Annotated in this window: 22 protein-coding genes; 14 read left to right on the forward strand and 8 right to left on the reverse strand. The window is 62.5% G+C overall.

The features are described from left to right. Nucleotides 1-5: 5 nt before the first annotated feature. Genes AC56LW_RS21205 through AC56LW_RS21215 form a run of 3 tightly spaced genes read left to right on the forward strand, consistent with a single transcriptional unit; the run spans nt 6 to nt 1,619 of the window. Nucleotides 6-479 (forward strand): type II secretion system protein, encoded by a 474-nt coding sequence (locus AC56LW_RS21205; RefSeq protein WP_499637359.1) that lies wholly within the window; start codon nt 6-8, stop codon nt 477-479. A gap of 7 nt (nt 480-486) precedes the next feature. Then, a complete protein-coding gene (locus AC56LW_RS21210; protein WP_499637361.1) occupies nt 487-885 on the forward strand; it encodes a type II secretion system protein in 399 nt (132 codons plus the stop codon). Beyond that, a complete protein-coding gene (locus AC56LW_RS21215; protein WP_499637363.1) occupies nt 879-1,619 on the forward strand; it encodes a type II secretion system protein in 741 nt (246 codons plus the stop codon). Before AC56LW_RS21210 ends, AC56LW_RS21215 begins: the two co-directional genes overlap by 7 nt. A gap of 177 nt (nt 1,620-1,796) precedes the next feature. Here the strand turns inward: AC56LW_RS21215 and AC56LW_RS21220 are convergent, their stop codons facing one another. Together AC56LW_RS21220 and AC56LW_RS21225 are read right to left on the reverse strand one after the other, a co-directional pair. After that, nucleotides 1,797-2,024, reverse strand: a complete 228-nt coding sequence (locus tag AC56LW_RS21220) for a hypothetical protein (RefSeq protein WP_499637365.1) — start codon at nt 2,022-2,024, stop codon at nt 1,797-1,799. A gap of 298 nt (nt 2,025-2,322) precedes the next feature. Beyond that, nucleotides 2,323-2,874 carry a GNAT family N-acetyltransferase gene (locus tag AC56LW_RS21225; protein WP_499637367.1) on the reverse strand — a complete coding sequence of 184 codons (552 nt, stop codon included), beginning with the start codon at nt 2,872-2,874 and terminating at the stop codon, nt 2,323-2,325. Between the two features lie 339 nt (nt 2,875-3,213). On the opposite strand from AC56LW_RS21225, the gene AC56LW_RS21230 reads away from it, so the two are divergent. Both AC56LW_RS21230 and AC56LW_RS21235 read left to right on the forward strand, forming a co-directional pair. Further along, on the forward strand, nt 3,214-3,693 hold the full coding sequence (locus tag AC56LW_RS21230) for a nuclear transport factor 2 family protein (protein WP_499637369.1): 480 nt from the start codon (nt 3,214-3,216) through the stop codon (nt 3,691-3,693). A gap of 31 nt (nt 3,694-3,724) precedes the next feature. Further along, nucleotides 3,725-5,260, forward strand: a complete 1,536-nt coding sequence (locus AC56LW_RS21235) for a dienelactone hydrolase family protein (RefSeq protein WP_499637371.1) — start codon at nt 3,725-3,727, stop codon at nt 5,258-5,260. A gap of 7 nt (nt 5,261-5,267) precedes the next feature. Here the strand turns inward: AC56LW_RS21235 and murJ are convergent, their stop codons facing one another. Further along, complete coding sequence (murJ, locus tag AC56LW_RS21240; protein WP_499637373.1) at nt 5,268-6,818, reverse strand: murein biosynthesis integral membrane protein MurJ; 1,551 nt, start codon at nt 6,816-6,818, stop codon at nt 5,268-5,270. Between the two features lie 209 nt (nt 6,819-7,027). Between murJ and rpsT the strand changes: the two genes are divergently transcribed. Together rpsT and AC56LW_RS21250 are read left to right on the forward strand one after the other, a co-directional pair. Then, complete coding sequence (rpsT, locus tag AC56LW_RS21245) at nt 7,028-7,294, forward strand: 30S ribosomal protein S20 (protein ID WP_183550274.1); 267 nt, start codon at nt 7,028-7,030, stop codon at nt 7,292-7,294. Between the two features lie 414 nt (nt 7,295-7,708). Then, entirely contained in the window at nt 7,709-9,940 is a 2,232-nt protein-coding gene (locus AC56LW_RS21250; RefSeq protein WP_499637374.1) for an NADP-dependent isocitrate dehydrogenase, read from the forward strand. A 52-nt stretch (nt 9,941-9,992) separates the two neighbouring features. On the opposite strand, the gene AC56LW_RS21255 is transcribed toward AC56LW_RS21250, so the two are convergent. Continuing rightward, a complete protein-coding gene (locus tag AC56LW_RS21255; protein ID WP_499637375.1) occupies nt 9,993-10,559 on the reverse strand; it encodes a pseudouridine synthase in 567 nt (188 codons plus the stop codon). Between the two features lie 193 nt (nt 10,560-10,752). Here AC56LW_RS21255 and icd point away from each other — a divergent pair, with 193 nt between their 5' ends. Then, nucleotides 10,753-12,006: an NADP-dependent isocitrate dehydrogenase gene (icd, locus tag AC56LW_RS21260; protein ID WP_499637376.1), complete on the forward strand. Its 1,254-nt coding sequence runs from the start codon at nt 10,753-10,755 to the stop codon at nt 12,004-12,006. Nucleotides 12,007-12,090: 84 nt separating this feature from the next. On the opposite strand, the gene AC56LW_RS21265 is transcribed toward icd, so the two are convergent. Beyond that, entirely contained in the window at nt 12,091-12,294 is a 204-nt protein-coding gene (locus tag AC56LW_RS21265; protein ID WP_171084635.1) for a cold-shock protein, read from the reverse strand. A gap of 317 nt (nt 12,295-12,611) precedes the next feature. On the opposite strand from AC56LW_RS21265, the gene clpS reads away from it, so the two are divergent. From clpS to AC56LW_RS21280, 3 genes are all read left to right on the forward strand, one after another. Beyond that, on the forward strand, nt 12,612-12,914 hold the full coding sequence (gene clpS, locus AC56LW_RS21270; protein WP_137175749.1) for an ATP-dependent Clp protease adapter ClpS: 303 nt from the start codon (nt 12,612-12,614) through the stop codon (nt 12,912-12,914). Further along, complete coding sequence (gene clpA, locus AC56LW_RS21275; RefSeq protein WP_258836105.1) at nt 12,911-15,211, forward strand: ATP-dependent Clp protease ATP-binding subunit ClpA; 2,301 nt, start codon at nt 12,911-12,913, stop codon at nt 15,209-15,211. The genes clpS and clpA overlap by 4 nt, the downstream gene beginning before the upstream one ends. 193 nt (nt 15,212-15,404) lie before the next feature. Beyond that, nucleotides 15,405-16,970 carry a methyl-accepting chemotaxis protein gene (locus AC56LW_RS21280; protein ID WP_499637378.1) on the forward strand — a complete coding sequence of 522 codons (1,566 nt, stop codon included), beginning with the start codon at nt 15,405-15,407 and terminating at the stop codon, nt 16,968-16,970. A 27-nt stretch (nt 16,971-16,997) separates the two neighbouring features. On the opposite strand, the gene AC56LW_RS21285 is transcribed toward AC56LW_RS21280, so the two are convergent. The 3 genes from AC56LW_RS21285 to prpR form a co-directional block, all read right to left on the reverse strand. Continuing rightward, a complete protein-coding gene (locus AC56LW_RS21285) occupies nt 16,998-18,197 on the reverse strand; it encodes a trans-sulfuration enzyme family protein (RefSeq protein ID WP_499637380.1) in 1,200 nt (399 codons plus the stop codon). Next, a complete protein-coding gene (locus tag AC56LW_RS21290) occupies nt 18,194-19,573 on the reverse strand; it encodes a pyridoxal-phosphate dependent enzyme (RefSeq protein ID WP_499637382.1) in 1,380 nt (459 codons plus the stop codon). The genes AC56LW_RS21285 and AC56LW_RS21290 overlap by 4 nt, the downstream gene beginning before the upstream one ends. 163 nt (nt 19,574-19,736) lie before the next feature. Then, the gene (prpR, locus tag AC56LW_RS21295; RefSeq protein WP_499637384.1) at nt 19,737-21,359 is read right to left on the reverse strand and encodes a propionate catabolism operon regulatory protein PrpR; all 1,623 of its coding nucleotides are present in this window, start codon (nt 21,357-21,359) and stop codon (nt 19,737-19,739) included. A gap of 174 nt (nt 21,360-21,533) precedes the next feature. Here prpR and AC56LW_RS21300 point away from each other — a divergent pair, with 174 nt between their 5' ends. From AC56LW_RS21300 to prpB, 3 genes are all read left to right on the forward strand, one after another. Continuing rightward, entirely contained in the window at nt 21,534-21,842 is a 309-nt protein-coding gene (locus AC56LW_RS21300) for a DUF485 domain-containing protein (RefSeq protein ID WP_499501538.1), read from the forward strand. After that, nucleotides 21,839-23,506 (forward strand): cation acetate symporter, encoded by a 1,668-nt coding sequence (locus AC56LW_RS21305; RefSeq protein WP_499637386.1) that lies wholly within the window; start codon nt 21,839-21,841, stop codon nt 23,504-23,506. Before AC56LW_RS21300 ends, AC56LW_RS21305 begins: the two co-directional genes overlap by 4 nt. Nucleotides 23,507-23,741: 235 nt before the next feature. Further along, nucleotides 23,742-24,632, forward strand: coding sequence for a methylisocitrate lyase (gene prpB, locus AC56LW_RS21310; protein WP_332533780.1), 891 nt, complete (start codon nt 23,742-23,744; stop codon nt 24,630-24,632). The last annotated feature ends 9 nt before the right edge of the window (nt 24,633-24,641 follow it).

The following is a 24,641-nucleotide window of genomic DNA, read 5'->3' on the forward strand; positions in this document are numbered from 1 at the left end:
CGGGCATGCGCGCGCGGCACGGCTTCACGCTGATCGAGCTGCTCGTCACGCTCGCGATCCTGGGCCTGCTCGGCACCCTGGTGCTACCGGTGGCCGAAGTCACGGTGCAGCGCCGTGACGAACAGGAACTGCGGCGCGGCCTGCGCGAGATCCGCGCCGGCCTGGATGCCTACAAGAAGGCCGCCGACGAAGGCCGCGTGGCCAAGGCCGCCGACGCCAGCGGCTATCCGGCGCGGCTGGAATTGCTGGTGCAGGGCGTGCCCGACCTGCGCAGCCCGAAGCAGGCCAGGATCTATTTCATGCGGCGCCTGCCGCGCGACCCGTTCACGCCGGAGCGCGATTTCGATGACGCCGCCACCTGGGGCAAGCGCAGCTACGCCAGCGAGCCGGATCAACCGCAGGAAGGCGACGATGTCTATGATGTGTATTCGCGCTCCACGCGGGTGGGGCTGAACGGCATTCCCTACAACAAATGGTGAGCACGAGATGAGCACAATGCGCATGCATGCAGATGGAAAAGGCCGCGGCTTCACGCTGATCGAACTGCTGGTGGTGCTGGGGATCATCGCGCTGCTGCTGACGGTGGCGCTGCCGCGCTTTTTCCCCAGCATCGACAGCGCGAAGGAGACCATTCTGGCCGATAACCTGCGCAACACGCGCCAGGTGGTCGATCAGTACCGCTCCGATACCGGCCGCTATCCCGAGTCGCTCGAACAGCTGGTGGAGGCGCGCTACCTGCGCGAAATCCCGCTCGACCCGGTCACCGAGGCGCGCGACACGTGGATCCTTGAAGCGCCGCACGAAGGGGAGCAGGGCGGCTTTGCCAATCTGCGCAGCGGGGCGCCGGGCAACGACCGGCGCGGCCGGCCCTATCTGGAATGGTAGTTCGGGCAGGGATACGCCGGGGGCGCCAGGCCGGGTTCACTTATCTGGGCCTGATCATCTTTGTCACCATCATCGGCCTGGTAGGCGCGGCCACGCTCAAGATCGGCGCGCTGCTGCAACGGGCGGCGGCCGAAGAAGAACTGCTGGACATTGGCGCTGCCTTCAGCGCGGCGCTGGACAGCTACGCGGCCGCGACGCCGCAAGGCGCGTCGCCGTATCCGCCATCGCTCAAGGAATTGCTGAAGGACCCGCGCGTGCCGGGCGTGCGCCGGCACCTGCGCAAGATCTTCGTCGACCCGCTGACGGGCAAGGCCGAGTGGGGTGTGGTGTATCTCGGGGATGGCACGACGGGCGTCGTTGCAGTGCATAGTCTGTCGACGGCCAAGCCGCTGAAGATCGCCAACTTCGACAGCCGGTTTGCGGGCCTGGACAATGCCGATACGATTTCGGCGTGGCGGTTCAAGGCGCGCGATCCGGCGCTGGGGCAGGCGCCTGGGCAGCCACTGTCTGCTGCGCCATCAACGCCGACTACGCAACCAGCGCAACCAGCGCCGCTTGGCCTGCCTGCGGCGGCGCCCGCAGATGTGCTGCCGGCAGAGGCGACAGAGGAGTCGAATCCCGTGCCGGATACCGCGCCGGATACCGTCCCGGATACCGTCCCGGAACCTGCGCCGGTGAATGCCCCCGAACCGGAAGCCGAAGCTTCGCCGGAAAAGCCGGCTGAAGACCGGTAGGTGTGGGCGACCATTACCATAGCGCGCGCGCATGCTTGCAGGTTAAAGCCCGGACTCCAGCTTGGCGCTCGCCGCAGTCGGTACCAGACTTTGTTCCTGGCTGAAGCGTCTTCGGGCAGGCGAGGCGGGCGATCTGATGGGCAGTCCGATGGCCGCACTCCTGGCAAAACTTACAGACTAGCGTCCAAACATGAACCACATAGAAATCATCATAACGCCCAGCACGATACCAATCAGCGATCCTATCCTGACGATGCCCTCTAACGCGTTGGTTACGAGCGCTCCGCTATAACTACTGAACTCTTGAATTCCAGCAGAATTGCGCCGATAAACCGCCCGCTTTCCAGTCCAATACAGGCCGAAAGCACCTCCAACAAGAAAGATAATTCCCACTGCAAGAGCCATTATCACTCCTCGCAAATTGAAACATCGTCGTATGGTCGACTTTTTTAAATGCTTTGTAACATTAATCGCCGCGCCATTGAAGGCCTGGCCTGTCAGGAAAAGCAATAGCAGTCTACAACTCCAATATCTGCAGAAATGCGCGAAATATCAAATTTCGTCAATTATTTACAAGACTTGTCGTAATTAAAAAGATTAATTGGAATTGGGAAGTTACCTTTTGGTAGCATAGGGTATCGAATGCGCGACAAGGGCTTTGCGTAGTGCGGAATGATGACTTGCACGCAGTAGCAGGGCAGGGTCAAGCTGGGCAGGGCAGGTCTGACATTGCCGATTCGTACAGGCTGGAGTCGTTGATTGAAAGCACAAACTGATAATTGTGCTCTATCTCTTGCTGGCGAATCACGTGTTTGATCGAGAATCCACACCGTTGGAGCACTTTTGCCGAACCTATATTTCCAGCATGTACATTGGCGACTAAAAGACTCAGGTTCCAATGTGACCGCGCCTCCAGCATCAACCGCCTGACCGCCAGTGTTGCTAATCCTTGCCCGCAAGCGCTCTCGGCAATCCGATATCCGACTTCTGCCGATCTTTCCAAAATGTTGATATCTTTCAGGTTCGCTCGGCCCACTATTTTTCCTTCAGAATCTTCGATAACGAGCGGGTGCCAGGTTCCGTTATCAAGACCTGCCAAATAAGAGGCGATATGTTCGTTAACACCTTCGAGTGAGTAGAAGGCGGAGTTGCGTGCGTCAATGTGACGTTCGAACCATTGACGGTTCTCCAATGCAAATTTCAGCAACGGCTCAGCATCGATAGGTTGCAGAGTGCGGATGCGTATCGGACCCATAAAATCGTTTACTCTCTAATAAAAATATGAGAATCGGGGCAGGCGATATGCGCACCTTTTTGTCCAGCTGACTGCTGCGACTGGCTGCTTTGGCCGAAAGCAGATCGTCAGCATTGCTCGGTGTACGTTCCTGTGGTCCCCGGAACAAGTTGCACGAGCGCTGACAGACTGCAGTTGCTGTAGCGGGCTTTCCCGTTTGGTGGCGAATTGCATTTGCACGCCACAGTAACCCAGCAGTCATATGCATCCGTTTTTAATAGGCAACGATAACGCGCATTGCTATGATCGACCGTCACCGTGACGCCGCTGCCGGCGTTGACCAACTTTACGAGGAGTCGCATGATTTCTGTCCTGTCGCACCGTTGCAGCAACACGCTATGCATTGCGGGCGCGCTTGCCTGCCTGTCGATCACGCCCGCCCACGCCGCCACACCCGAACAGTCGGTCAGCGAGCTGGTGCAGCGCTTTGCCACGGCGCAAGGCACGTTCGACCGCGCCACGCTGGAAGCGTTGACGGCAGAGAACTATACCGAGATTTCCCCAATCGGCGAGGTCGACCCGCGCGCGAAGATGCTGTCGTTCTATGTCAAGCATGACGACAAGCCGCTGCCGGCAATCACCGTCGACGAGATCATGCCGCGCGTGCTGGGCAATACCGCCATCGTGCTCGCGAAGATGTCTTACGTCATGATGGTTGGCGGGCAAACCCGCACAGCCGCGGTGCGCTCGAGTTTCGTGGCACTGCAGCAGGACGGCGCCTGGAGGCTGGTGTCAGCGCACTACACGCCGATCCGGCCATCGACCGCACCAGCCAAGTGAACAACCAATGAAGTCGCCAATGAAATCGCCAATGCGCCTCCGTCCCGTCCTGATCTTCTTCTCCATCGCCGCCAGTGTCAGTGCCAGCGCAGGCGTGCCGGCGCCTGCCGCGCCAAATCTGATCCCTGAGGCTGGCCCGCATGCAGTCGGCCTGCGCGTCATCCAGCAATACGATTACAGCCGGCTGCTCGAGCCGGCGGTCGATGCATTCGGCAAGGCCGGCAATGCTGCGCCTGGCCGGCCAATCCAGATGCTGGTCTGGTATCCAGCCAGGCGTGGTGGCGGCGCGCAGATGCTGGCCGCAGATTATCAGCAGACCAGCCTGAATGATGTCGACTTCACCGCGCCAGCCGCCGAAGCAACCAGGCAGCGGGCAGACTGGGTGTCAGGGCCGCAGCGCGCGCAGTACCGCGCGCCGACGCTGGCCGTGCGTGACGCGGCGGCTGCCGCAGGCCGCTTTCCGGTGGTGATCTACGCGCCCAGCTTTGCCGCACAAGCGCATGAAAACATCGACCTGTGCGAATACCTGGCCAGCCATGGTTATGTGGTGCTTGCCAGCCGCAGCCTGGGCGCGCGCTCGGTCATGATGACCGACGACGTCGACGGCGTCGAGGCGCAGGCCGCCGATATCGCCTTCCTTGCCAATTACGCGCAGACGCTGCCGCAGGCCGACATCGGCAATGTGGCGGCGGCAGGTTTCAGCTGGGGCGGCATGGCCAATGTGTTTGCCGCGGCGCGTTCCAGCCGCATCAAGGCGCTGGTCAGCCTGGATGGCTCCATCCGGTATCACCCGAAGGTATGGGGCGCGGCGGGTTATGTGCAGCCAGCGCGCACGGCGGTGCCGATGCTGTACCTGGGCGCGCGTGCGCCGTCCGCGGAAGTCATGGAGCGCAAGGACATGCTCGGCAAGAGTTACCTCAACACGATGACGTATTCCGACGTGTATGTCGCGACGCTGCCGCCGATGACGCATCCGGATTTCAGCGCGTGGCATGTGCGCTTTGCCGATGATGCGGCGTTCGGCGACTATGCGCGTGCCGATGTGCTGCAGGCGTATCGCAGCGGCGCGTTGTATGTGCGCCGGTTCCTGGACGCGTATCTGAAGCAGGACACCGACGCCCTTGCATGGCTGAAGCAGTCGCCGGCGCGCCATGGTATCGGCCCGCAGGTGATGTCGATGGCATTCACGCCGGCCCGGCATGCACTCCTTGGCGAAGGCGACTTCCTGCGTGCGTTCGCCAAGGCCGGCTACAAGGATGCGCAGTCGATCCATGCTGGGATGGTGGCACGCTCGCCCGACTTCAAGCTCAGCCCCTTAAGCATGAATACGCTGGGCTACCAGCTGCTGCGGGCAAAGAACGCGCGCGGCGCTGTCGAGCTTTTCAAGCTGGCCACGTTCCTCGAGCCGAAGTACGCCAACGCGTTCGACAGTGAAGGCGAGGCATATGAAGCGCTCGGTGACACCAGGTCAGCCATTGCGGCGTACGAAAAAGCCGTCGCGGCCGATCCGAACCAGCGCAATGCTGTGGCGCGGATCGCGGCGCTGCGCCGGGGTGGCGCAGGCTAAGCAGCGTTCAGGCCGCGCGGCGCCGGAAGTCGCGTGGCCGGAACCCCAGCAGCGCGAGCATCGCAAAATACGTCACGGCACTGGCCACGATGATGCCGAACAGCGCACCGATGCGCAGGCCGGGCGTCACCTTCATGGCGGCCCAGTCGAACTGCGCCTGGCCGAACCATGCGACGGCGCCCATGACCGCCACGCCGATGGCAAGCTTCAGGAAGAATTTCCCCCAGCCCGGTTGCGGCGTGTAGATGCCACGCCGGCGCAGGCCGATGTACAGGCAGGTCGCGTTGATGCAGGCGCCCAGGCCGATCGACAGCGCCAGGCCCGCCACGCCCATCAGCGGCACGAAGATCAGGTTCATCAGCTGCGTGGCGACCAGCACGCCAACGGCGATGCGCACCGGCGTCTTGACGTCCTGGCGGGCGTAGAACGCTGGCGCCAGAATCTTGACAAGGATGATGCCGAGCAGGCCGGCGCTGTACGCCATCAGCGGCATCGAAGAATTGACCAGGGCCGCATCGTCGAATTTACCGTAGTGGAAGAGGGTGGCGATCATTGGCACGGCCAGCGTGGCCATGCCAACGGCGGCCGGCAGCGCGAGCAGGAAGGTCAGGCGCAGGCCCCAGTTCAGCAGCGCCGCGTATTCGGCGGTGTCGCCTTCGCTATTGGCTTTCGACAGCGATGGCAACAGGATCGTGCCCAGGGCCACGCCCAGCATCGCGGTCGGGAACTCCATCAGGCGATCGGCATATTGCAGCGCCGAGACGGCGCCGGCGGCCAGGCTGGCGGCGATGCCGGTATTGATCAACAGGCTGATCTGGGCTGCCGACACGGCGAACACGGCCGGGCCCATCTTCTTGAGCATGCGGCGCACGCCGGCGTCGCGCAGGCCCGTCATCGGATTGAACGAGATGCGCGGCAACATGCCGATTTTCACGAGCGACGGAATCTGGATCGCCACCTGCAGCAGGCCGCCCACGCAGACAGCAATCGCCATCGCATAGATCGGCTGCTCGAGGTAATTGACCAGCACGAGCGACGCGAAGATGAACGACAGGTTCAGCAGCACCGGCGTGAACGCGGGGATCTTGAACTGGCGCCAGGTATTCAGGATGCCGCCGGCTAGCGCGACAAACGACATGCAGGCGATGTACGGGAACATCATCTGCGTCATGATGACCGACGCGTTGTAGGCGCCGGGCGTTTCGCGCAGGTCGCCGGCCAGGACCATGATCAGCAGCGGGGCGCCGATGATGCCGACAATACTGGTGAGCACCGTGGCCCACAGCAGCGATGTGGCGACATGGTCGACCAGCGTCTTGGTGGCCACGTCGCCATGCTGCGTCTTGTATTCGGACAGGATCGGCACGAACGCTTGCGAGAACGCCCCTTCGGCAAACAGACGCCGCAGCAGATTGGGCAGGCGGAACGCGATGATGAAGGCATCGGTATACGCCGAGGCGCCGAAAGCGCGCGCAAACAGGCTTTCACGCAAGAGACCGGTGACGCGCGAAAGCATCGTCATGCTGGAGATGGCGGCGAGGGTTCTGAGCAGGTTCATGGCGCGAGATTATACTGGTGCAACTCGACCGGTACAGACATCCAGCCGACAATCTTTGAATTTTGAATTGCCCAGACTTGAAAGCTTCGCTATAATCATGGGCTGTACTGAATTCTGTTAGCAGACACTAATCGTTGGGCAGGCTCCTGCGCCGGTTTAACAGTCGCTAATGTTTGCAAACGCAACTTGACCCCGATTTAGGAAATTCCATGGCAAATACCGCACAAGCGCGCAAGCGCGCTCGTCAAGCAGTTAAGCAAAACGCGCACAACTCGTCGCAGCGTTCGACCCTGCGTACCGCAATCAAGGCAGCTCGCAAAGCCATCCAGGCTGGCGACAAAGAAGCCGCGACCCTGATCTTCCAGCAGTCCGTGTCGAAAATCGACAGCATCGCTGACAAGAAAATCATCCACAAGAACAAAGCAGCGCGCCACAAGAGCCGCCTGGCTGCAGCCCTGAAAGCACTGTCGGCGTAAAGCCCGCGTGCGTGCGGCCTCCGGGCCGCGCAGGCAAGTTCTGTGCAGTGGAAAGACCCGCCCGACTTCGGTCCTGGCGGGTTTTTTTGCTTGGCGCTCCCATTTTTCCATCCGGAATGCATGACGGCGTTAGCGATAACGTAAAAACTGGTGTCTGCCGCAAAGGTGGGGCATAATATGGCGCGTCTTATGTCTTATAGAAGACTAGTGTTGAAGACAGGTTTCGCGGCCTTGCACGAAGCGGCCGCCCAACCAACGGAATGTACGCCGGTGCGCTCTGGCCCTCCCGTCGCAGACAGGGGTAGAATGTCCGGCATCGGCACCCAGTGCCCGCGGCTCATCTATTGATGGGCCGTGGCCAATTGTCAGTTTTTACTACGCGCGACGTTGTCGCGATTACCGAGGAAAATGTGCATGAGCAGTGATCAGACCATCATCTACACCCTGACCGACGAGGCGCCGCTGCTGGCGACCCACGCCTTCCTGCCTGTGGTCAGCACCTTCACGAAGCCGGCCGGCATCACCGTCACGGCCAGCGACATCTCGGTCGCGGCCCGTATCCTGGCAGCGTTCCCTGAAAACCTGACCCCCGAGCAGCGCGTGCCGGATTCGCTGGTCGAGCTGGGCAAGAAGACGCTCGAGGCGAGCGCCAACATCATCAAGCTGCCGAACATCAGCGCTTCGGTCAGCCAGCTGACCACCGCGATCAAGGAACTGCAGGACAAGGGCTACAACATCCCTGACTACCCGTCGGACCCGAAGACCGACGAAGAAAAAACCGTCAAGGCCAAGTACGGCAAGTGCATCGGTTCGGCAGTGAACCCGGTCCTGCGCGAAGGTAACTCGGATCGCCGCGCCCCGCGCGCCGTCAAGGAATACGCGCGCAAGAACCCGCACTCGATGGCCCCATGGTCGCAAGCATCGCGCACCCACGTGGCGCACATGACCGAAGGCGACTTCTACCACGGCGAAAAGTCGATGACGGTTGAGGCTGCGCGCGACGTCAAGATGGAACTGGTCACCAAGAGCGGCCAGACCATTGTGCTCAAGCCAAAGGTCTCGCTGCTGGCCGGTGAAATCATCGATTCGATGTTCATGAGCCGCAAGTCGCTGCTGGCCTTCTACGAAGCCCAGATCGAAGACGCACACGCCACCGGCATGCTGTTCTCGCTGCACGTCAAGGCAACGATGATGAAGGTGTCGCACCCGATCGTCTTCGGTCACTGCGTGCGCATGTTCTACAAGGAAGCGTTCGAGAAGCACGGCGCGCTGTTCGAGAGCCTGGGCATCAACGTCAACAACGGCATGGCCGATCTGTACAACAAGATCGCCGACCTGCCGTCGTCGCAGCGCGAAGAAATCATCCGCGACCTGCACGCGTGCCAGGAACACCGTCCTGAACTGGCCATGGTCGATTCGGCCAAGGGCATCACCAACTTCCATTCGCCGAACGACGTGATCGTCGACGCGTCGATGCCAGCCATGATCCGCGCCGGCGGCAAGATGTACGGCGCCGATGGTCGCCTGAAGGAAGTCAAGGCCGTTATCCCGGAGAGCACCTTCGCGCGCATCTACCAGGAGATCATCAACTTCTGCAAATGGCACGGCGCCTTCGATCCGAAGACGATGGGTACCGTCCCGAACGTTGGCCTGATGGCCCAGCAAGCCGAAGAATATGGCTCGCACGACAAGACCTTCGAGATCCAGGAAGACGGCGTGGCCAACATCACCGACCTCGCCACCGGCGAAGTCCTGATGAGCCAGAACGTGGAGCAGGGCGATATCTGGCGCATGTGCCAGGTCAAGGATGCGCCGATCCGCGACTGGGTCAAGCTGGCCGTGACGCGCGCGCGCAACTCGGGCATGCCAACTGTGTTCTGGCTCGACCCGTATCGTCCGCACGAAAATGAACTGATCAAGAAGGTCAAGGTCTACCTGAAGGATCACGACACGAATGGCCTGGATATCCAGATCATGTCGCAGGTGCGCGCGATGCGCTTCACGCTCGAGCGCGTCTGGCGCGGCCTGGACACCATCTCGGTGACCGGCAACATCCTGCGCGACTACCTGACCGACCTGTTCCCGATCATGGAACTGGGAACGTCCGCCAAGATGCTGTCGATCGTGCCGCTGATGGCCGGTGGCGGCATGTACGAAACGGGCGCCGGCGGTTCGGCACCGAAACACGTGCAGCAGCTGGTCGAAGAAAACCACCTGCGCTGGGATTCGCTGGGCGAGTTCCTCGCACTGGCCGTGTCGCTGGAAGACCTGGGCCTGAAAACCGGCAACCACAAGGCCAAGATTCTGGCCCGCACGCTGGATGCTGCCACCGGCAAGCTGCTGGACAACCGCAAGTCGCCATCGCCAAAGACCGGCGAGCTCGACAACCGCGGCAGCCAGTTCTACCTGTCGCTGTTCTGGGCGCAGGAGCTGGCTGCGCAGACTGACGACGCCGCACTGGCCGCCACGTTCGCGCCACTGGCCAAGAAACTGGCCGACGACGAAGCGACCATCGTCGCCGAGCTGCTGGCAGTGCAGGGCAAGCCGGTCGATATCGGTGGTTACTACAAGCTGGATGAAGCCAAGGTGACGGCCGCGATGCGTCCGAGCGCCACCTTCAATGCGGCGATCGATTCGTTCGCCTGATCTGAACGGCTGCTGTAACTGAAACCCGCCGACCGAGAGGTCGGCGGGTTTTTTATTTGTCCGCGTGGCGCGAGTAGGCTGGGACGTCGATGAATTCGCCTGGCAGCAATGGGTGCGTACTCAGGGAAAACGGGCCGATACTGCTGCGCACCAGGCGCAGCGTCGGCAAGCCCACGGCCGCCGTCATCCGGCGCACCTGGCGGTTCTTGCCTTCTTCGAGCGTGATGGCAAGCCAGCTGGTGGGCTTGTCCTGGCGCGCGCGGATCGGTGGATTGCGCGGCCACAGCCACTCGGGCTCGGCGATGCGCGCGGCGCGGCACGGCTTGGTGACGAAGTCGCCCAGGTCGAGCGGCGCCTGCAGGCGCGCCATGGCGGCGGCATCGGGCACGCCATCGACCTGCACCAGGTAGGTCTTGGCTTCCTTGTGATCCGGATGGGCGATCTTGTGCTGGAGCTGGCCGTCGTCGGTCAGTAGCATCAGGCCTTCGCTGTCGGCGTCGAGCCGGCCAGCGGGGTAGATGCCGGGAATCTTGAGATAGTCAGCAAGGCATTCGCGGCCTTCCTGGGACGAGAACTGGCACAGGACCTGGAACGGTTTATTGAAGAGGATCAGGGACATGAAGGTGCAGAGAAACGAATGAAAGGGCGGCCAGCCGGTAGCGTGGCAATATGGCAAAATACTGGGGCATAATGAAGAGCAGCCCTCGGCTGACGCTGGCCACGGCGACATTGTAGGCGAGTTCGTAACGTAGTTCGTAACGTAGTTCATAACGTCGTTCGCTCCGCCTTTCGCCACCTACCTGGAGAACTTGATGTACCAGCATATCACCGTCCCGCCTGCGGGCCAGAAGATCACCGTCAATGCCGACTGCAGCCTGAATGTGCCGGCCACGCCGATCATTCCATATATCGAGGGTGACGGCACGGGCGCGGATATCACGCCGGTGATGAAGAAGGTGGTCGACGCGGCGGTACGCAAGGCCTACGGTGGCGAGCGCAGCATCGCCTGGATGGAGATCTTCGCCGGTGAAAAGGCGACCAAACGCTACGGCGCCGATGTCTGGCTGCCCGCCGAAGCGCTGGACGTGCTGAAGGAGTACGTCGTCTCGATCAAGGGTCCGCTGACCACGCCGGTCGGCGGCGGCATCCGCTCGCTGAATGTCGCGCTGCGCCAGGAACTCGACCTGTATGTCTGCCTGCGCCCGGTGCGCTATTTCACTGGCGTGCCGTCGCCACTGAAGCAACCGGAAAAGACCGACATGGTGATCTTCCGTGAAAACTCCGAAGACATCTATGCCGGCATCGAATGGGAGGCCGGGTCGGAAGGCGCGCAAAAGCTGATCGCGTTTCTGAAAGCCGAGCTGGGCGTGTCGAAGATCCGTTTTCCGGCCACGTCGGCCCTGGGCCTGAAGCCCGTTTCGATCGAGGGCACCGAACGCCTCGTGCGCAAGGCGATCCAGTACGCGATCGATCACGACAAGCCATCGGTGACCCTGGTCCACAAGGGCAATATCATGAAGTACACCGAAGGGGGCTTTCGCGACTGGGGTTACGCGCTGGCGCAGAAGGAATTCGGCGCCGAGCTGTTCGACGGCGGCCCATGGTGCAAGCTGAAAAATCCGAAGACCGGGCGCGACATCATGATCAAGGACTCGATCGCCGACGCCTTCCTGCAGCAGATCCTGCTGCGCCCGGCTGAATACAGCGTGATCGCCACGCTGAACTTGAACGGCGATTATATTTCCGATGCACTGGCCGCCCAGGTCGGTGGCATCGGCATCGCGCCGGGCGCAAACATGTCCGATTCGGTGGCGATGTTCGAAGCGACCCACGGCACGGCACCGAAGTACGCCGGCAAGGATTACGTGAATCCCGGCTCGCTGATCCTGTCAGCCGAAATGATGCTGCGTCACATGGGCTGGAGCGAGGCGGCCGACCTGATCATCGCAGCGATGGGCAAGGCCATTGTGTCGAAAAAAGTGACGTACGATTTCGCGCGCCTGATGGAAGGGGCGACGCAGGTGTCGTGCTCGGGCTTTGGTGAAGTGCTGATCGAACAGATGTGACGTGCAGCCCGTCGTCGCAGTGACGGCAGGCGAAAAAAAACCCCACTGCGAGAGTGGGGCTTTTCACTTCCCGTAGGGGAATGATTAGTTACCCTGGATGTTGGAAGCTTGCTTGCCTTTAGGGCCTTGCGTGACTTCGAATTGGACTTTTTGACCTTCTTTGAGGGTCTTAAAACCGTTCATGTTGATTGCGGAGAAGTGTGCGAACAGATCCTCGCCGCCGTCATCAGGCGTGATGAAGCCAAAGCCTTTGGAATCATTGAACCACTTAACAGTACCAGTTGCCATAAAAGAACTTTCAAATTTAACAAATCACACGAGCCATAAAAGCAAGAAACCTCTTGCCCTCCTCAGCCTGCTAACTGCGTATCAACGAGTACATAAGTACAAAGTCGATGACTGCATTGTTGGTGGAATAATCACGCAAGTCAAGAGGTTTGGGGCGCGGGTTGTCAAATTTTTCATCGTATTCCTGTGCAGTGGGCTTGATTTCGGCAATCGAAACGCCATCTGCGCAGTTATCCGAAAACGCGTAAGATGGAAACAACAGAAAAACGGGCTGATGTTTACGCTTGGCACTAACCTCGGAAGTATTAGAATACCCCATGGCAACGAAGCACGATACTGAACAACTGCTAGAGCGGCAGACCGTCAAACCGCCTCCGCTATACCAGGTGGCGCTACTGAACGATGATTACACGCCGATGGAGTTTGTCGTGGCCGTGATCCAGGAGTATTTCAACAAGGATCGGGAAACGGCCACGCAGATCATGCTGTCGGTACACCAGAACGGCAAAGGAGTGTGCGGCGTGTTTTCCAAAGATATAGCGTGTACCAAAGTGGAGTTTGTCTTAACGCATGCACGCAAGGCAGGGCATCCCCTGCAGTGCGTGATGGAGGAAGTATGATTGCGCAGGAACTTGAAGTATCCCTACACATGGCCTTTGTCGAGGCACGCCAGGCACGCCACGAGTTCATCACCGTGGAACACCTGCTATTGGCACTGCTCGATAATCCTTCGGCCGCCGAAGTCCTGCGTGCATGCGCGGTCAATATTGAAGACCTGCGCAAGACCCTGACGAATTTCATCGGCGATAACACCCCGACCGTGCCTGGCACGGGCGAGGTCGACACACAGCCGACCCTTGGTTTCCAGCGCGTGATCCAGCGTGCGATCATGCACGTGCAATCGGCGTCCAACGGCAAGAAGGAAGTCACCGGCGCCAACGTGCTGGTGGCGATCTTCGGCGAAAAAGACTCGCACGCGGTGTACTACCTGCACCAGCAGGGCGTGACCCGCCTGGACGTGGTCAATTTCATCTCGCACGGCGTGCGCAAGGACCAGCAGGTCGACACGTCCAAGGCGCCGGAAGGCGTCGAGGAAGCGCAGGTCGAAGGCCAGGCCAAGGAAAGCCCGCTGGACCAGTTCACGCAGAACCTGAACAAAGCCGCGGCCGATGGCAAGATCGATCCGCTGATCGGGCGCGAAGAAGAAGTCGACCGCGTCATCCAGATCCTGTGCCGTCGCCGCAAGAACAATCCGCTGCTGGTGGGCGAGGCGGGCGTGGGTAAAACTGCGATCGCCGAGGGCCTGGCATGGCGCATCGTCCAGGAAGACGTGCCTGAAATCCTGCAGAACGCTGTCGTGTTCTCGCTGGACATGGGCGCGCTGCTGGCCGGCACCAAGTACCGCGGCGATTTCGAGCAGCGCCTGAAGGCCGTGCTCAAGCAGATCAAGGACACGCCAAACGGCATCCTGTTCATCGACGAGATCCACACGATCATCGGCGCCGGTTCGGCTTCGGGCGGTACGCTCGACGCATCGAACCTGCTCAAGCCCGCGTTGGCCAATGGCCAGCTCAAGTGCATCGGTGCGACCACCTTCACCGAGTACCGCGGCGTGTTCGAAAAAGACCATGCGCTGTCGCGCCGGTTCCAGAAGGTCGACGTCAACGAGCCGACCGTCGAACAGACGATCGCGATCCTGCGTGGCCTGAAGTCGCGCTTCGAAGAGCACCATGGTGTGAAGTACTCGGCCTCGGCCCTGACCACCGCCGCCGAGCTGGCTGCGCGCTTCATCAATGACCGTCACCTGCCCGACAAGGCCATCGACGTGATCGACGAAGCCGGCGCCGCCCAGCGTGTGCTGCCGAAGTCGAAGCAGAAGAAAACGATCGGCAAGACCGAGATCGAGGACATCATTGCCAAGATCGCGCGTATCCCACCGCAGTCGGTCAATCAGGACGACCGCAGCAAGCTGCAGACGATCGACCGCGATCTGCGCAACGTCGTGTTCGGCCAAGATCCGGCGATCGAGGCGCTGTCGGCCGCGATCAAGATGGCGCGTGCTGGCCTGGGCAAGACGGACAAGCCAATTGGTTCGTTCCTGTTCTCGGGTCCGACCGGTGTCGGCAAGACCGAGGTCGCCAAGCAGCTCGCCTTTATCCTGGGCATCGAGCTGGTGCGCTTCGACATGTCCGAGTACATGGAGCGGCACGCTGTCTCGCGTCTGATCGGCGCGCCGCCAGGCTATGTTGGTTTCGACCAGGGCGGCCTGCTGACCGAAGCGATCACCAAGAAGCCGCACACCGTGCTGCTGCTGGACGAGATTGAAAAAGCCCACCCGGACATTTTCAACATCCTGCTGCAGGTGATGGACCATGGCACGCTGACCGACAACAACGGTCGCAAGGCCGACTTCCGCAACGTGATCATCGTCATGACCACCAACGCGGGCGCCGAAAGCCTGACCAAGCGTTCGGTGGGCTTCGTCAACTCGCGTGAAGCGGGCGACGAGATGGGCGATATCAAGCGTATGTTCACGCCGGAATTCCGTAATCGTCTGGATGCGATCATCAGCTTCCGCGCGCTGGACGAAGACATCATCCTGCGCGTGGTCGACAAGTTCCTGATGCAGCTCGAAGAGCAGCTGCACGAGAAAAAAGTCGAAGCCATCTTCACCGAGAAGCTGCGCAAGTTCCTCGGCCAGAAAGGGTTCGATCCGTCGATGGGTGCACGACCGATGTCGCGCCTGATCCAGGACATGATCCGCAAGGCCCTGGCCGACGAACTGCTGTTTGGTCGCCTGACCAACGGTGGCCGCGTTACGGTCGACCTGAACGAGAAGGACGAGGTTGTCCTCGAATTCCCCGAGGGCGATGTCAGCCCGCCACCGGCCCCGGCCGAGACGGTCGAAATCGAGTAAGCAGGTTCGCTCCCGCAAAAGCCCGCGCACGCAAGTGCCGCGGGCTTTTTTTATGCCCAGCAGAACCCACACCTAACGTTGATTGAGGATTTCTTAGATGTAATCTAAGTTACTTGGAGGCTATTTCACATGCTTGTCATCGAAGCTTCCTACACTGTGCGCACACGCTGTTTCACTCTCACGAAGATCCCCAATGCGACTCGCACCGCGCAATACGTTTACCAAGCTTATCGGCGCCTTTGGCATCCTGTCCCTCGTCATCGTTCTCATTGCCGCCGTTGCCGTCTGGCGCATGCATGCGGCCGATGTCATCACGTCGAACCTGGTGGACGACAAGCTGGCCAAACAGCAACTGACGTCCGAGCTATTGGGCATCGCGCGCCTGAACGGCTCGCGCGCCGTGTCGATCGCGCGCAGTGACAGCCTGGAACTGGGCGATTACTTCGGCGCACAACTGGCCGAGGGCCGCAAGCTCGCCAGCGACATCGAGGCGAAGCTGGGCAAGCTGCCGGCCACGCCACAGGAACGCACGCTGATCGCCGGGGCAAGCGCAAACAAAGCCGCGCTGGCCGCGATCCAGGCCGACCTATTCAAGGCCAAGGACCTGGGCCAGACGGGTCTGGTCGAAGACATCCTCACGAAGCGCTGGGAGCCTGCCTATCGGGCGGAAGTGGCCGCGCTCGAGGGTCTGCTCACCCACGAGAGCACCGAGGCGCACCGCCTGGCCGACGCGTCGGCAGCGGAATCGAGCTTCAGCAAGGTGCTGCTGCTGGCGCTGGGCGCAGCAGCGCTGGCCGTGGCCGGTGGCCTGGCCTGGCTCCTGACCCGCAACCTGGTGGGGCCGCTCAGGCAAGCCGCCACGCTGGCCGAGCAGGTGGCCCATGGCGACCTGCGCCCGACCATCAGCCACACCCGCACCGATGAAATCGGCCGCCTCTTTGATGCACTCAACGGCATGACGCACGGCGTGTCGGGCACTGTCGCGCAAGTGCTGCAAGGAGCGCAGGCAATCGACGCCGCGTCCAGCGAAATCGCCGAAGGCAACCAGGACCTGTCGATCCGCACCGAGCGCCAGGCCGAATCGCTGCGCGAGACGGTGACGGCGATGGACGAATTGTCGGGCGCCATCGCCAGCAACAACGCCAATGCGCAGCAGGCCAATGCGCTGGCCCAGACCGCATCCGGCGTGGCCGCCGAGGGCGCGCAGGCGGTGGGTCAGCTGGTCGTGCGCATGGGCGCGATCAAGGCGTCGGCCGCGCGCATCGTGGACATCACCGGCATGATCGACAGCATTGCCTTCCAGACGAATATCCTGGCCCTGAACGCCGCGGTGGAAGCGGCGCGCGCTGGCAGCGAGGGGCGCGGCTTTGCCGTGGTGGCGTCCGAAGTGCGCAACCTGGCGCAGCACTCGGCCGGCGCCGCGAAAGAAATCAAGAAGCTGATCGGCGAATCGTCGCGCGAGATCGAGGCTGGCACCGGCATTGCCGAAGCGGCCGGCTCGACGATGCGCACGATGCTGCAGCACGTGCACGACGTGGCAGGCATCCTGGGCGAAATCCACACCGCCAGCGCTGGTCAGGCCAACGGCGTGTCGCAAGTGAGCCGCGCGATTGCCGAGATGGACCTCTCGACCCAGCAGAATGCGGCGATGGTGGAAGAAGCGGCCGCAGCGGCCGCCTCGATGCGCCAGCAGGCCGCGGAGTTGTCGGCGCTGGTGGCGACGTTCAGATTACGTCAAGAGCCTCTGTTGCTGGCGTAGGGTGCACGCTGGCGGCAATTCACCCAATCAAATCGCCGCCAGCGCCCGCCGCAAATCCTCACGCTGATCATCGATATGCTCGATCCCGACCGACAGCCGGATCAGCCCGTCGCCGATCCCCAGTTCGGCACGCCGCTCCGGCGGAATGCTCGCATGCGTCATCAGCGCCGGATGCTCGATCAGGCTCTCGACGCCGCCCAGGCTTTCGGCCAGCGTGAACACTTCGCACGCTTCGAGAAAACGCCGCGCGCCGTCGATGTCGGTGTCCAGGTCGATCGAGACGATGCCGCCATAACCGCCATGCATCTGGTTGCGCGCCAGTGCATGCTGCGGATGCGATTCCAGCCCCGGATAGTGCACCTTGCGGACCTGCGGCTGCTGCTCGAGCCAGTTCGCCAGCAATAGCGCGTTGCCGCTGCTGCGTTCCACGCGCAGGGCCAGCGTCTTGATCCCGCGCAGCACGAGGAAGCTGTCGAACGGCCCCTGGATCGCGCCCACCGAGTTCTGGATGAAGCCGAGCTTCTCGGCCAGCCCCGTCTGGTGGTCATTGGCGCCGACGATGGCCACGCCGCCGATCACGTCCGAGTGGCCGTTGATGTACTTGGTGGTCGAGTGCACGACGATGTCGAAACCGTGTTCGAGCGGGCGCTGGATGATCGGGCTGGCGAACGTGTTGTCGCACACGCACAGGATGCCGCGCGCGTGGCACAGGCTCGCGATCGCGGTCAGGTCGGCCAGCTTGAGCATCGGGTTGGTGGGCGTCTCGACCCACACCATGCGCGTGGCCGGCGTGATGGCCGCGGCCAGGGCCTCCGGGTCGGACAAATCGACGTAGCTGAACGTGTGCCCGGCGCTGTCCCGGCGCACGCGCTCGAACAGGCGGTAGGTACCGCCGTACATGTCGTCACCCGCGACGACGTGCGAGCCGCTGGGAAGCAGTTCCAGGACGGCGGCAATCGCCGCCAGGCCCGACGCAAACGCGAAGGCGGCGCGGCCGCCCTCGATGTCGGCCAGCGAGCGTTCGAGCGCAAAGCGCGTCGGGTTGTGCGAGCGGCCGTAGTCGAAGCCCTGGTGCACGCCCGGGCTTTCCTGGCGATAGGTCGAGGTGGCGAAGATCGGCGGCATCACGGCGCCGGTCGCGGGTTCGGGCGACTGGCCGCCGTGGATGACGCGGGTGGCCAGGTGGCGTTTGAATTCGATGGTGTGTTTGGTGTCCGGATGGGTCACGAGAGTGTCCTTCGCAGGTGATTGAGCAGGTCGTAGCGCGTGATCAGGCCAAAGAACTGCGGCCCGTCGGCGATCACGGCAGTGAGGCCCCGGTCGAGAATGTCGCGCAGTTGCGCCATGCTCGCGCCAGGGGGCAGGGTTTGCAGGTCGGCCGTCATCGTGGACGACACCGGCGCGCTGAAATGGTCGTTCGATTGCGTGACCTTCAGCAGCAGGTCGGATTCATCGATCAGGCCCGCCAGGCGTCCTTCGGCGTCCATCACGGGCAGTTGCTGCAGGTCGCTCGAGCGCATGCGGTTGAAGGCAGTGAGCAGCGTGTCGGATGGCGCCAGCGTGATGACTTCGCCGGCGTCGTGGCGGCGCCCGATCAGGTCGCGCAGGTCGCCCGTTTTCGGACGTGTGATCAGGCCCTGGTCGACCATCCAGCCATCGCTGTACACCTTGCTGAGATAGCGGGTTCCGGTGTCGCAGACGAACGTGACGACGCGCTTGGGGCGCGTCTGCGCGCGGCAGTATTTGAGCGCTGCCGCCAGCAGCGTGCCGGTGGACGAGCCGCCCAGGATGCCTTCCTGCTGCAGCAGCAGGCGGGCAGTGGCGAAGCTTTCTTCGTCGGTGATCGTGTAGGCCTTCTTGACGCGGGTGAGGTCGGCGATGCCGGGAATGAAATCTTCGCCGATGCCTTCCACGGCCCATGAGCCGGCATGCTGCGACACGTGGCCAGTCTCGACGTATTCGGCCAGGATCGAACCTTTCGGATCGGCCAGGATGAATTCGAGCAGGGGCGCGGCTTTCTTGAAGTAGCGCGACAGGCCCGTGAGCGTACCGGACGAGCCGACCCCGAGAACGATCGCGTCCAGCTTGTGCTTGGCCTGGTCCCAGATCTCGGGCCCGGTCGTGGTTTCGTGGGCGCGCGGATTGGCCGGGTTGTTGAACTGGTCGGCGAACCAGGCGCCGGGAATCTGCTTGGCCAGCCGCGCGGCGAGATCCTGGTAGTACTCCGGGTGGCCCTTGCCGACGTCGGAGCGGGTCAGGTGGATTTCGGCGCCGAGCGCCTTGAGGTGCAGGATTTTTTCGGGCGCCATTTTGTCGGGCACCACGAGCACGACGCGATACCCCTTGATCCGTGCCACCAGCGCCAGGCCCAGGCCCGTGTTGCCGGCAGTGGCTTCGACGACCGTGCCGCCGGGATTGAGCAGGCCGTCATGCTCGGCCTGTTCGATCATCGTCTTGCCGATACGGTCCTTGATGGAGCCGCCCGGGTTTTGCGATTCGAGCTTCAGGAACAGCTGGCAGGGCCCCGTATCGATGCGGGTCACTTCGACCATCGGGGTATCGCCAATCAGGGAAAACAGAGCCGCTTGCGACGCATGTTGCATAGTTGCCTCCGTTGGGGTCGGATGCGGCGCCGCGGATAGGGGCGCCGCGGCCGGCATGCCATGACGACCTGGCGCGGATTGGCGCCAGGCCATATCAAAGAATCATGATACGAGTTTTCGATACATGTTGCTTTGGAGCGTCTTAAGGGGCGAAGATCAGAGCTTAGCCTTCCGCCTTCAGCCGCCGCCACAGCGTCGTGCGGCTGATCCCAAGATGATCGGCCGCCAGGTCGCGCTGCCCGCCAAAGCGCGCCAGCACCGCGGCTGCCGATTCCCGGGTCGGCCCGGCCGCGGCATCGACAGGGGCAGCACCACGCGCCAGCTCCGGCGCCACCGACAGCATGAAGCCCGGCGTCAGCGCCTGCAGCGGCTCGGCCGCCAAAAACAGCGCCAGGCGCTCGGTCAGGTTGCGCAGCTCGCGCACGTTGCCGGGCCAGGCGTAGCCGGTGAGCAGCGGCGTGCAGGCTTTCAGTTCGGCCAGCAGGTTCGGGTGCGGGCGCGCATCGAGCGCGGCCAGTGCGCCCTTGAGCGACCACTCGAGCAGCGGCGCGATGTCCTGCACCCGTGCCCGCAGCGGCGGCAGGGCCAGGCGCAGCACGGCCAGGCGATAGAACAGGTCGGCCCGGAAGCGTCCGTCGCGCACGCGCGCCTCCAGGTCGCAGTGGGTGGCGCTGATCACGCGCACATCGATCGGCACCGGCCGCGTGCCACCCACGCGCATCACTTCGCGCTCCTCCAGCACGCGCAGCAGGCGCGTTTGCAGGCTCAGCGGCATTTCGCCGATCTCGTCGAGAAACAGCGTACCGCCATTGGCCGCTTCGAACAGGCCCGCGTGCCCGCCACGGCGCGCGCCGGTGAAGGCGCCGTCTTCATGGCCGAACAGTTCCGATTCGAGCAGCGACTCGGCAATGGCGCCGCAATTGACGGCCACGAAAGGGCGGTTCGCATCCCGACGCGGGCTTTCGCGGTGGATGGCCTGCGCCACGAGTTCCTTGCCGCTGCCTGTTTCGCCTTCGATCAGCACGGTGCTGGGCGAGCGCGCGTACAGCACGACCGTCTGGCGCAGCTGCTGCATCGCGGGCGAGTCGCCGCGCAGGTCGTTCAGGCCGCGCCGCAGCCGCTGCCTGTCGGGCGGCGTGCTGCCGGTTCGGCCACGGCCACGGCTGCGGTCGACCTCGAGCCGGGTCAGGCGCGCCAGTTCGAGTGCGTCGTCGAACGCTTGCCGGATCGACGCCGCCGAATACAGGAACACGGCGCGCAGGCCCGCTTCTTCGGCCAGGTCGGTCACCGAGCCGGCACCGACGATGACGGCCACGCCCAGCGCCTTGAGTTCGTCGACGGCGGCGCGCGCATCTTCCTGCGTCACGTAGCTGCGCTGGACCAGGTCCAGGCCGAAGCCGGCCGCAAAGTCGGCCAGCTCCGGGAGCAGGGCGCCGTAACTGACGACGCCGATGGCGCCGGGGGCATTGCTGGCGAGCTTGCGCGCGCGCGTGAGCGCCTGCAGCACGTCGAAGCCACTGGCCCGGGCCGCCACCACGGGCACCGACACGCGGCTCTTGAGCCAGGCCGCGTTCGAGCCGGCGGCGATCACGACATCGCAGTGTTCCGTTGCGAGCCGCTCGCGGATGTGCGTTGCGGCCTCATCGAACCCGATGTGCAGGGGCTCGATCGAGGCCAGGTGATCGTATTCGACGGTGATGTCGCGAAACAGGGCGGACAGGCGCGAGACCGACACCGTCCAGATGATGGGCTTGTCGCCAGCGGAAGAAGAACGTGGGGAATCCATGTTTCAAGTGTAGTGCAAAAGATGGCCAATGTTTCAGCCTGAAACACCAATCGGCGAACGACCGGTCGAAATTAGGCACCCGGCGTAAGAATCCGGTAAGGGCATGCCCGTAGGATGGGTCGCAGCCAAAAAGGCAGCCGAACCACGGCACTATCAAAAGAATCAGGAGACAAAGTGGATCAAGACATCGTAGAACGGGTCAAGAATGACCCCAATTACCAGAAACTCAAACGCATCCGTTCCCGCTTCGGCTGGACGCTGACCTGGGCCATGATGATCGTGTACTACGGCTTCACGCTGCTGGTCGCGTTCAACAAGGAGTTCATGGGCACCCCGATCGGCAACAGTGTCATCACCTGGGGCATTCCCCTGGGCCTGTTCGTCATCCTGTTCACTGTTCTGATTACCGGCATCTATGTGCGCCGCGCCAACCGCGAATACGACGAGTTGAGCGACGCCATCCGTGCAAAGGTGGGCGCATGATGGCCGGCGCTCGCACCTCCTCACTGCTGGCATTCGTGCTGCTGGCTGTCTCCGGCATTGCTTACGCTGCGCCCGACATGGGCCAGGCCGTTCGCCAGCCGACCAACTGGACCGCGATCAGCATGTTCGCGCTGTTCGTCGTCGGCACGCTGTTCATCACCAAGTGGGCCGCCGCCAAGACCAAGTCGGCGTCCGACTTCTACACCGCGGGTGGTGGCATCACGGGCTTCCAGAATGGCCTGGCGATTGCGGGCGACTTCATGTCGGCGGCGTCGTTCCTCGGTATTTCGGCCGCCGTGTTCCTCGACGGTTACGATGGCCTGATCTACGCCATCGGCTTCCTGGTCGGCTGGCCTGTCATCACGTTCCTGATGGCGGAGCGCCTGCGCAACCTGGGCCGCTTCACGTTTGCCGACGTGGCCTCGTACCGCTTTGCGCAAAAGCCGATCCGCGTGTTCGCGGCCTCCGGCACGCTGGTCGTCGTCGCGTTCTACCTGATCGCGCAGATGGTCGGCGCAGGTCAGCTGATCAAGCTGCTGTTCGGTCTGGAGTACTGGATCGCCGTCGTGCTGGTCGGTATCCTGATGATGGTCTACGTGCTGTTCGGCGGCATGACGGCCACCACCTGGGTCCAGATCATCAAGGCCGTGCTGCTGCTGTCGGGCGCGTCGTTCATGGCGTTCTCGGTGCTGGCGCAATACAACTTCAGCCCGGCCCTGCTGTTCCAGACCGCGACCGAAGTGCACGCCAAGGGCACCGCCATCATGGGTCCGGGCAGCTTCATCAAGGATCCGATCTCGGCCATCTCGTTCGGCATGGCGCTGATGTTCGGTACCGCCGGCCTGCCACACATCCTGATGCGCTTCTTTACCGTTCCGAGCGCAAAAGAAGCGCGCAAGTCGGTGCTGTGGGCAACCACCTGGATCGGCTACTTCTACATCCTGACCTTCATCATCGGCTTCGGCGCGATCGTGCTGGTGGGTACCAACCCGGCATTCAAGGATGCAGCCGGTGCTCTGCTGGGTGGTAACAATATGGCGGCAGTCCACCTGGCCAAGGCCGTGGGCGGCGACGTGTTCCTGGGCTTCATCTCGGCGGTAGCGTTCGCGACCATCCTGGCCGTGGTGGCGGGCTTGACGCTGTCGGGTGCTTCGGCCGTGTCGCATGATCTGTATGCGACCGTGTTCAAGAAGGGCAATGCCACCAGCGAAAACGAGCTGCGCGTGTCGAAGATCACCACCATCGCCCTGGGTATCGTGGCCGTGGTGCTGGGTATCGCTTTTGAGAAGCAGAACGTCGCCTTCATGGTGTCGCTGGCCTTCGCGATTGCCGCATCGGCCAACTTCCCGGTGCTGTTCATGTCGGTGCTGTGGAAGGATTGCACCACCCGCGGCGCAACCGTCGGCGGCTTCCTGGGCCTGGCCACGGCAGTGGGCCTGACGATCGTGTCGAAATCGGTGTGGGTCGATGTGCTGCATCATCCGGCCGCGATCTTCCCGTACGCCTCGCCAGCGATCTTCTCGATGGCAGTGGGCTTCATCGGTATCTGGCTGTTCTCGATCACCGACAAGGGTCCGCGTGCCCAAATCGACCGTGCAGGCTTCGAGGCGCAGCAAGTGCGCGCCGAGACCGGTATCGGCGCATCGGGCGCGTCGGGTCACTAAGACCGGCTCAGCTATCCGATCAACCGGGTGTGCGCCGCAAGGCGCCACCCGGTTTTTTTACGCCTGAACGTTTCATGTTTCATGCTGTTGTTTCAGCATGAAACAACAGCACGTCTCTTAAAGAGGTATTTGGGTAGAATCTGCACGCAAGTGCTTGATATGGCGGATCGGCGAATGCTGGCACGGTGCTTGCAATGAACTACACAACTTCTTCACCGTGATGACAAGGAACAGCATGAGCAAACTTTCCGCAGGCGCCGCCTTCCGCCAGGCGATCCTCGATGAATCCCCGCTGCAAGTCGTGGGCGCGATCAACGCCAACCACGCATTGCTGGCCAAGCGGGCCGGCTTCAAGGCCATCTACCTGTCCGGCGGCGGCGTCGCTGCCGGCTCCCTCGGCCTGCCCGACCTGGGCATCTCGAACCTCGACGACGTGCTGGTCGACGTGCGCCGCATTACCGACGTCTGCGACCTGCCACTGCTGGTCGACGTCGACACCGGCTTTGGCGCCTCGGCCTTCAATGTCGCGCGCACCGTGCGTTCGTTGTCCAAAGCCGGTGCCGCTGCCTGCCACATCGAAGACCAGGTCGGCGCCAAGCGCTGCGGCCACCGGCCGGGCAAGGAAATCGTCAGCAAGGAAGAAATGGTCGACCGCATCCGCGCTGCTGCCGACGCCCGCCTGGATGACGACTTCGTGATCATGGCACGCACCGATGCGCTGGCCGTCGAAGGCCTGGACGCGGCGATCGAGCGCGCCGTGGCCTGTGTGGAAGCGGGCGCCGACATGATTTTCCCGGAAGCGATGACGACGCTCGACATGTACAAGCGCTTCGCCGACGCCGTCAAGGTGCCGGTGCTGGCCAATATCACCGAGTTCGGCGCCACGCCGCTGTTTACCGTCGACGAACTGGCCGGCGCTGGCGTCGGCCTGGTGCTGTATCCGCTGTCGGCGTTTCGCGCGATGAACAAGGCCGCTGAAAACGTCTACACCGCGATCCGCCGCGACGGCACGCAGCAGCACGTGATCGACACGATGCAGACGCGCGCCGAACTGTATGACCGCATCGATTACCACAGCTACGAGCAGAAGCTCGACGCGCTGTTTGCCCAGAACAAAGTCAAGTAAGGAGACCTC

This window comes from Telluria sp. LT2P80 (assembly GCF_059685955.1).

Excerpts from the sequence above, each read along its gene's own strand:
- AC56LW_RS21220 (WP_499637365.1), bottom strand. The coding sequence starts at position 2,024 with ATGGCTCTTGCAGTGGGAATTATCTTTCTTGTTGGAGGTGCTTTCGGC.
- AC56LW_RS21305 (WP_499637386.1), top strand. The coding sequence starts at position 21,839 with ATGATGGCCGGCGCTCGCACCTCCTCACTGCTGGCATTCGTGCTGCTG.
- AC56LW_RS21210 (WP_499637361.1), top strand. The coding sequence starts at position 487 with ATGAGCACAATGCGCATGCATGCAGATGGAAAAGGCCGCGGCTTCACG.
- AC56LW_RS21225 (WP_499637367.1), bottom strand. The coding sequence starts at position 2,874 with ATGGGTCCGATACGCATCCGCACTCTGCAACCTATCGATGCTGAGCCG.
- AC56LW_RS21255 (WP_499637375.1), bottom strand. The coding sequence starts at position 10,559 with ATGTCCCTGATCCTCTTCAATAAACCGTTCCAGGTCCTGTGCCAGTTC.
- AC56LW_RS21290 (WP_499637382.1), bottom strand. The coding sequence starts at position 19,573 with ATGCAACATGCGTCGCAAGCGGCTCTGTTTTCCCTGATTGGCGATACC.
- AC56LW_RS21235 (WP_499637371.1), top strand. The coding sequence starts at position 3,725 with ATGCGCCTCCGTCCCGTCCTGATCTTCTTCTCCATCGCCGCCAGTGTC.
- AC56LW_RS21265 (WP_171084635.1), bottom strand. The coding sequence starts at position 12,294 with ATGGCAACTGGTACTGTTAAGTGGTTCAATGATTCCAAAGGCTTTGGC.
- clpA (WP_258836105.1), top strand. The coding sequence starts at position 12,911 with ATGATTGCGCAGGAACTTGAAGTATCCCTACACATGGCCTTTGTCGAG.
- AC56LW_RS21215 (WP_499637363.1), top strand. The coding sequence starts at position 879 with ATGGTAGTTCGGGCAGGGATACGCCGGGGGCGCCAGGCCGGGTTCACT.
- clpS (WP_137175749.1), top strand. The coding sequence starts at position 12,612 with ATGGCAACGAAGCACGATACTGAACAACTGCTAGAGCGGCAGACCGTC.
- prpR (WP_499637384.1), bottom strand. The coding sequence starts at position 21,359 with ATGGATTCCCCACGTTCTTCTTCCGCTGGCGACAAGCCCATCATCTGG.
- AC56LW_RS21230 (WP_499637369.1), top strand. The coding sequence starts at position 3,214 with ATGATTTCTGTCCTGTCGCACCGTTGCAGCAACACGCTATGCATTGCG.
- AC56LW_RS21250 (WP_499637374.1), top strand. The coding sequence starts at position 7,709 with ATGAGCAGTGATCAGACCATCATCTACACCCTGACCGACGAGGCGCCG.
- murJ (WP_499637373.1), bottom strand. The coding sequence starts at position 6,818 with ATGAACCTGCTCAGAACCCTCGCCGCCATCTCCAGCATGACGATGCTT.
- AC56LW_RS21205 (WP_499637359.1), top strand. The coding sequence starts at position 6 with ATGCGCGCGCGGCACGGCTTCACGCTGATCGAGCTGCTCGTCACGCTC.
- AC56LW_RS21280 (WP_499637378.1), top strand. The coding sequence starts at position 15,405 with ATGCGACTCGCACCGCGCAATACGTTTACCAAGCTTATCGGCGCCTTT.
- rpsT (WP_183550274.1), top strand. The coding sequence starts at position 7,028 with ATGGCAAATACCGCACAAGCGCGCAAGCGCGCTCGTCAAGCAGTTAAG.
- icd (WP_499637376.1), top strand. The coding sequence starts at position 10,753 with ATGTACCAGCATATCACCGTCCCGCCTGCGGGCCAGAAGATCACCGTC.
- prpB (WP_332533780.1), top strand. The coding sequence starts at position 23,742 with ATGAGCAAACTTTCCGCAGGCGCCGCCTTCCGCCAGGCGATCCTCGAT.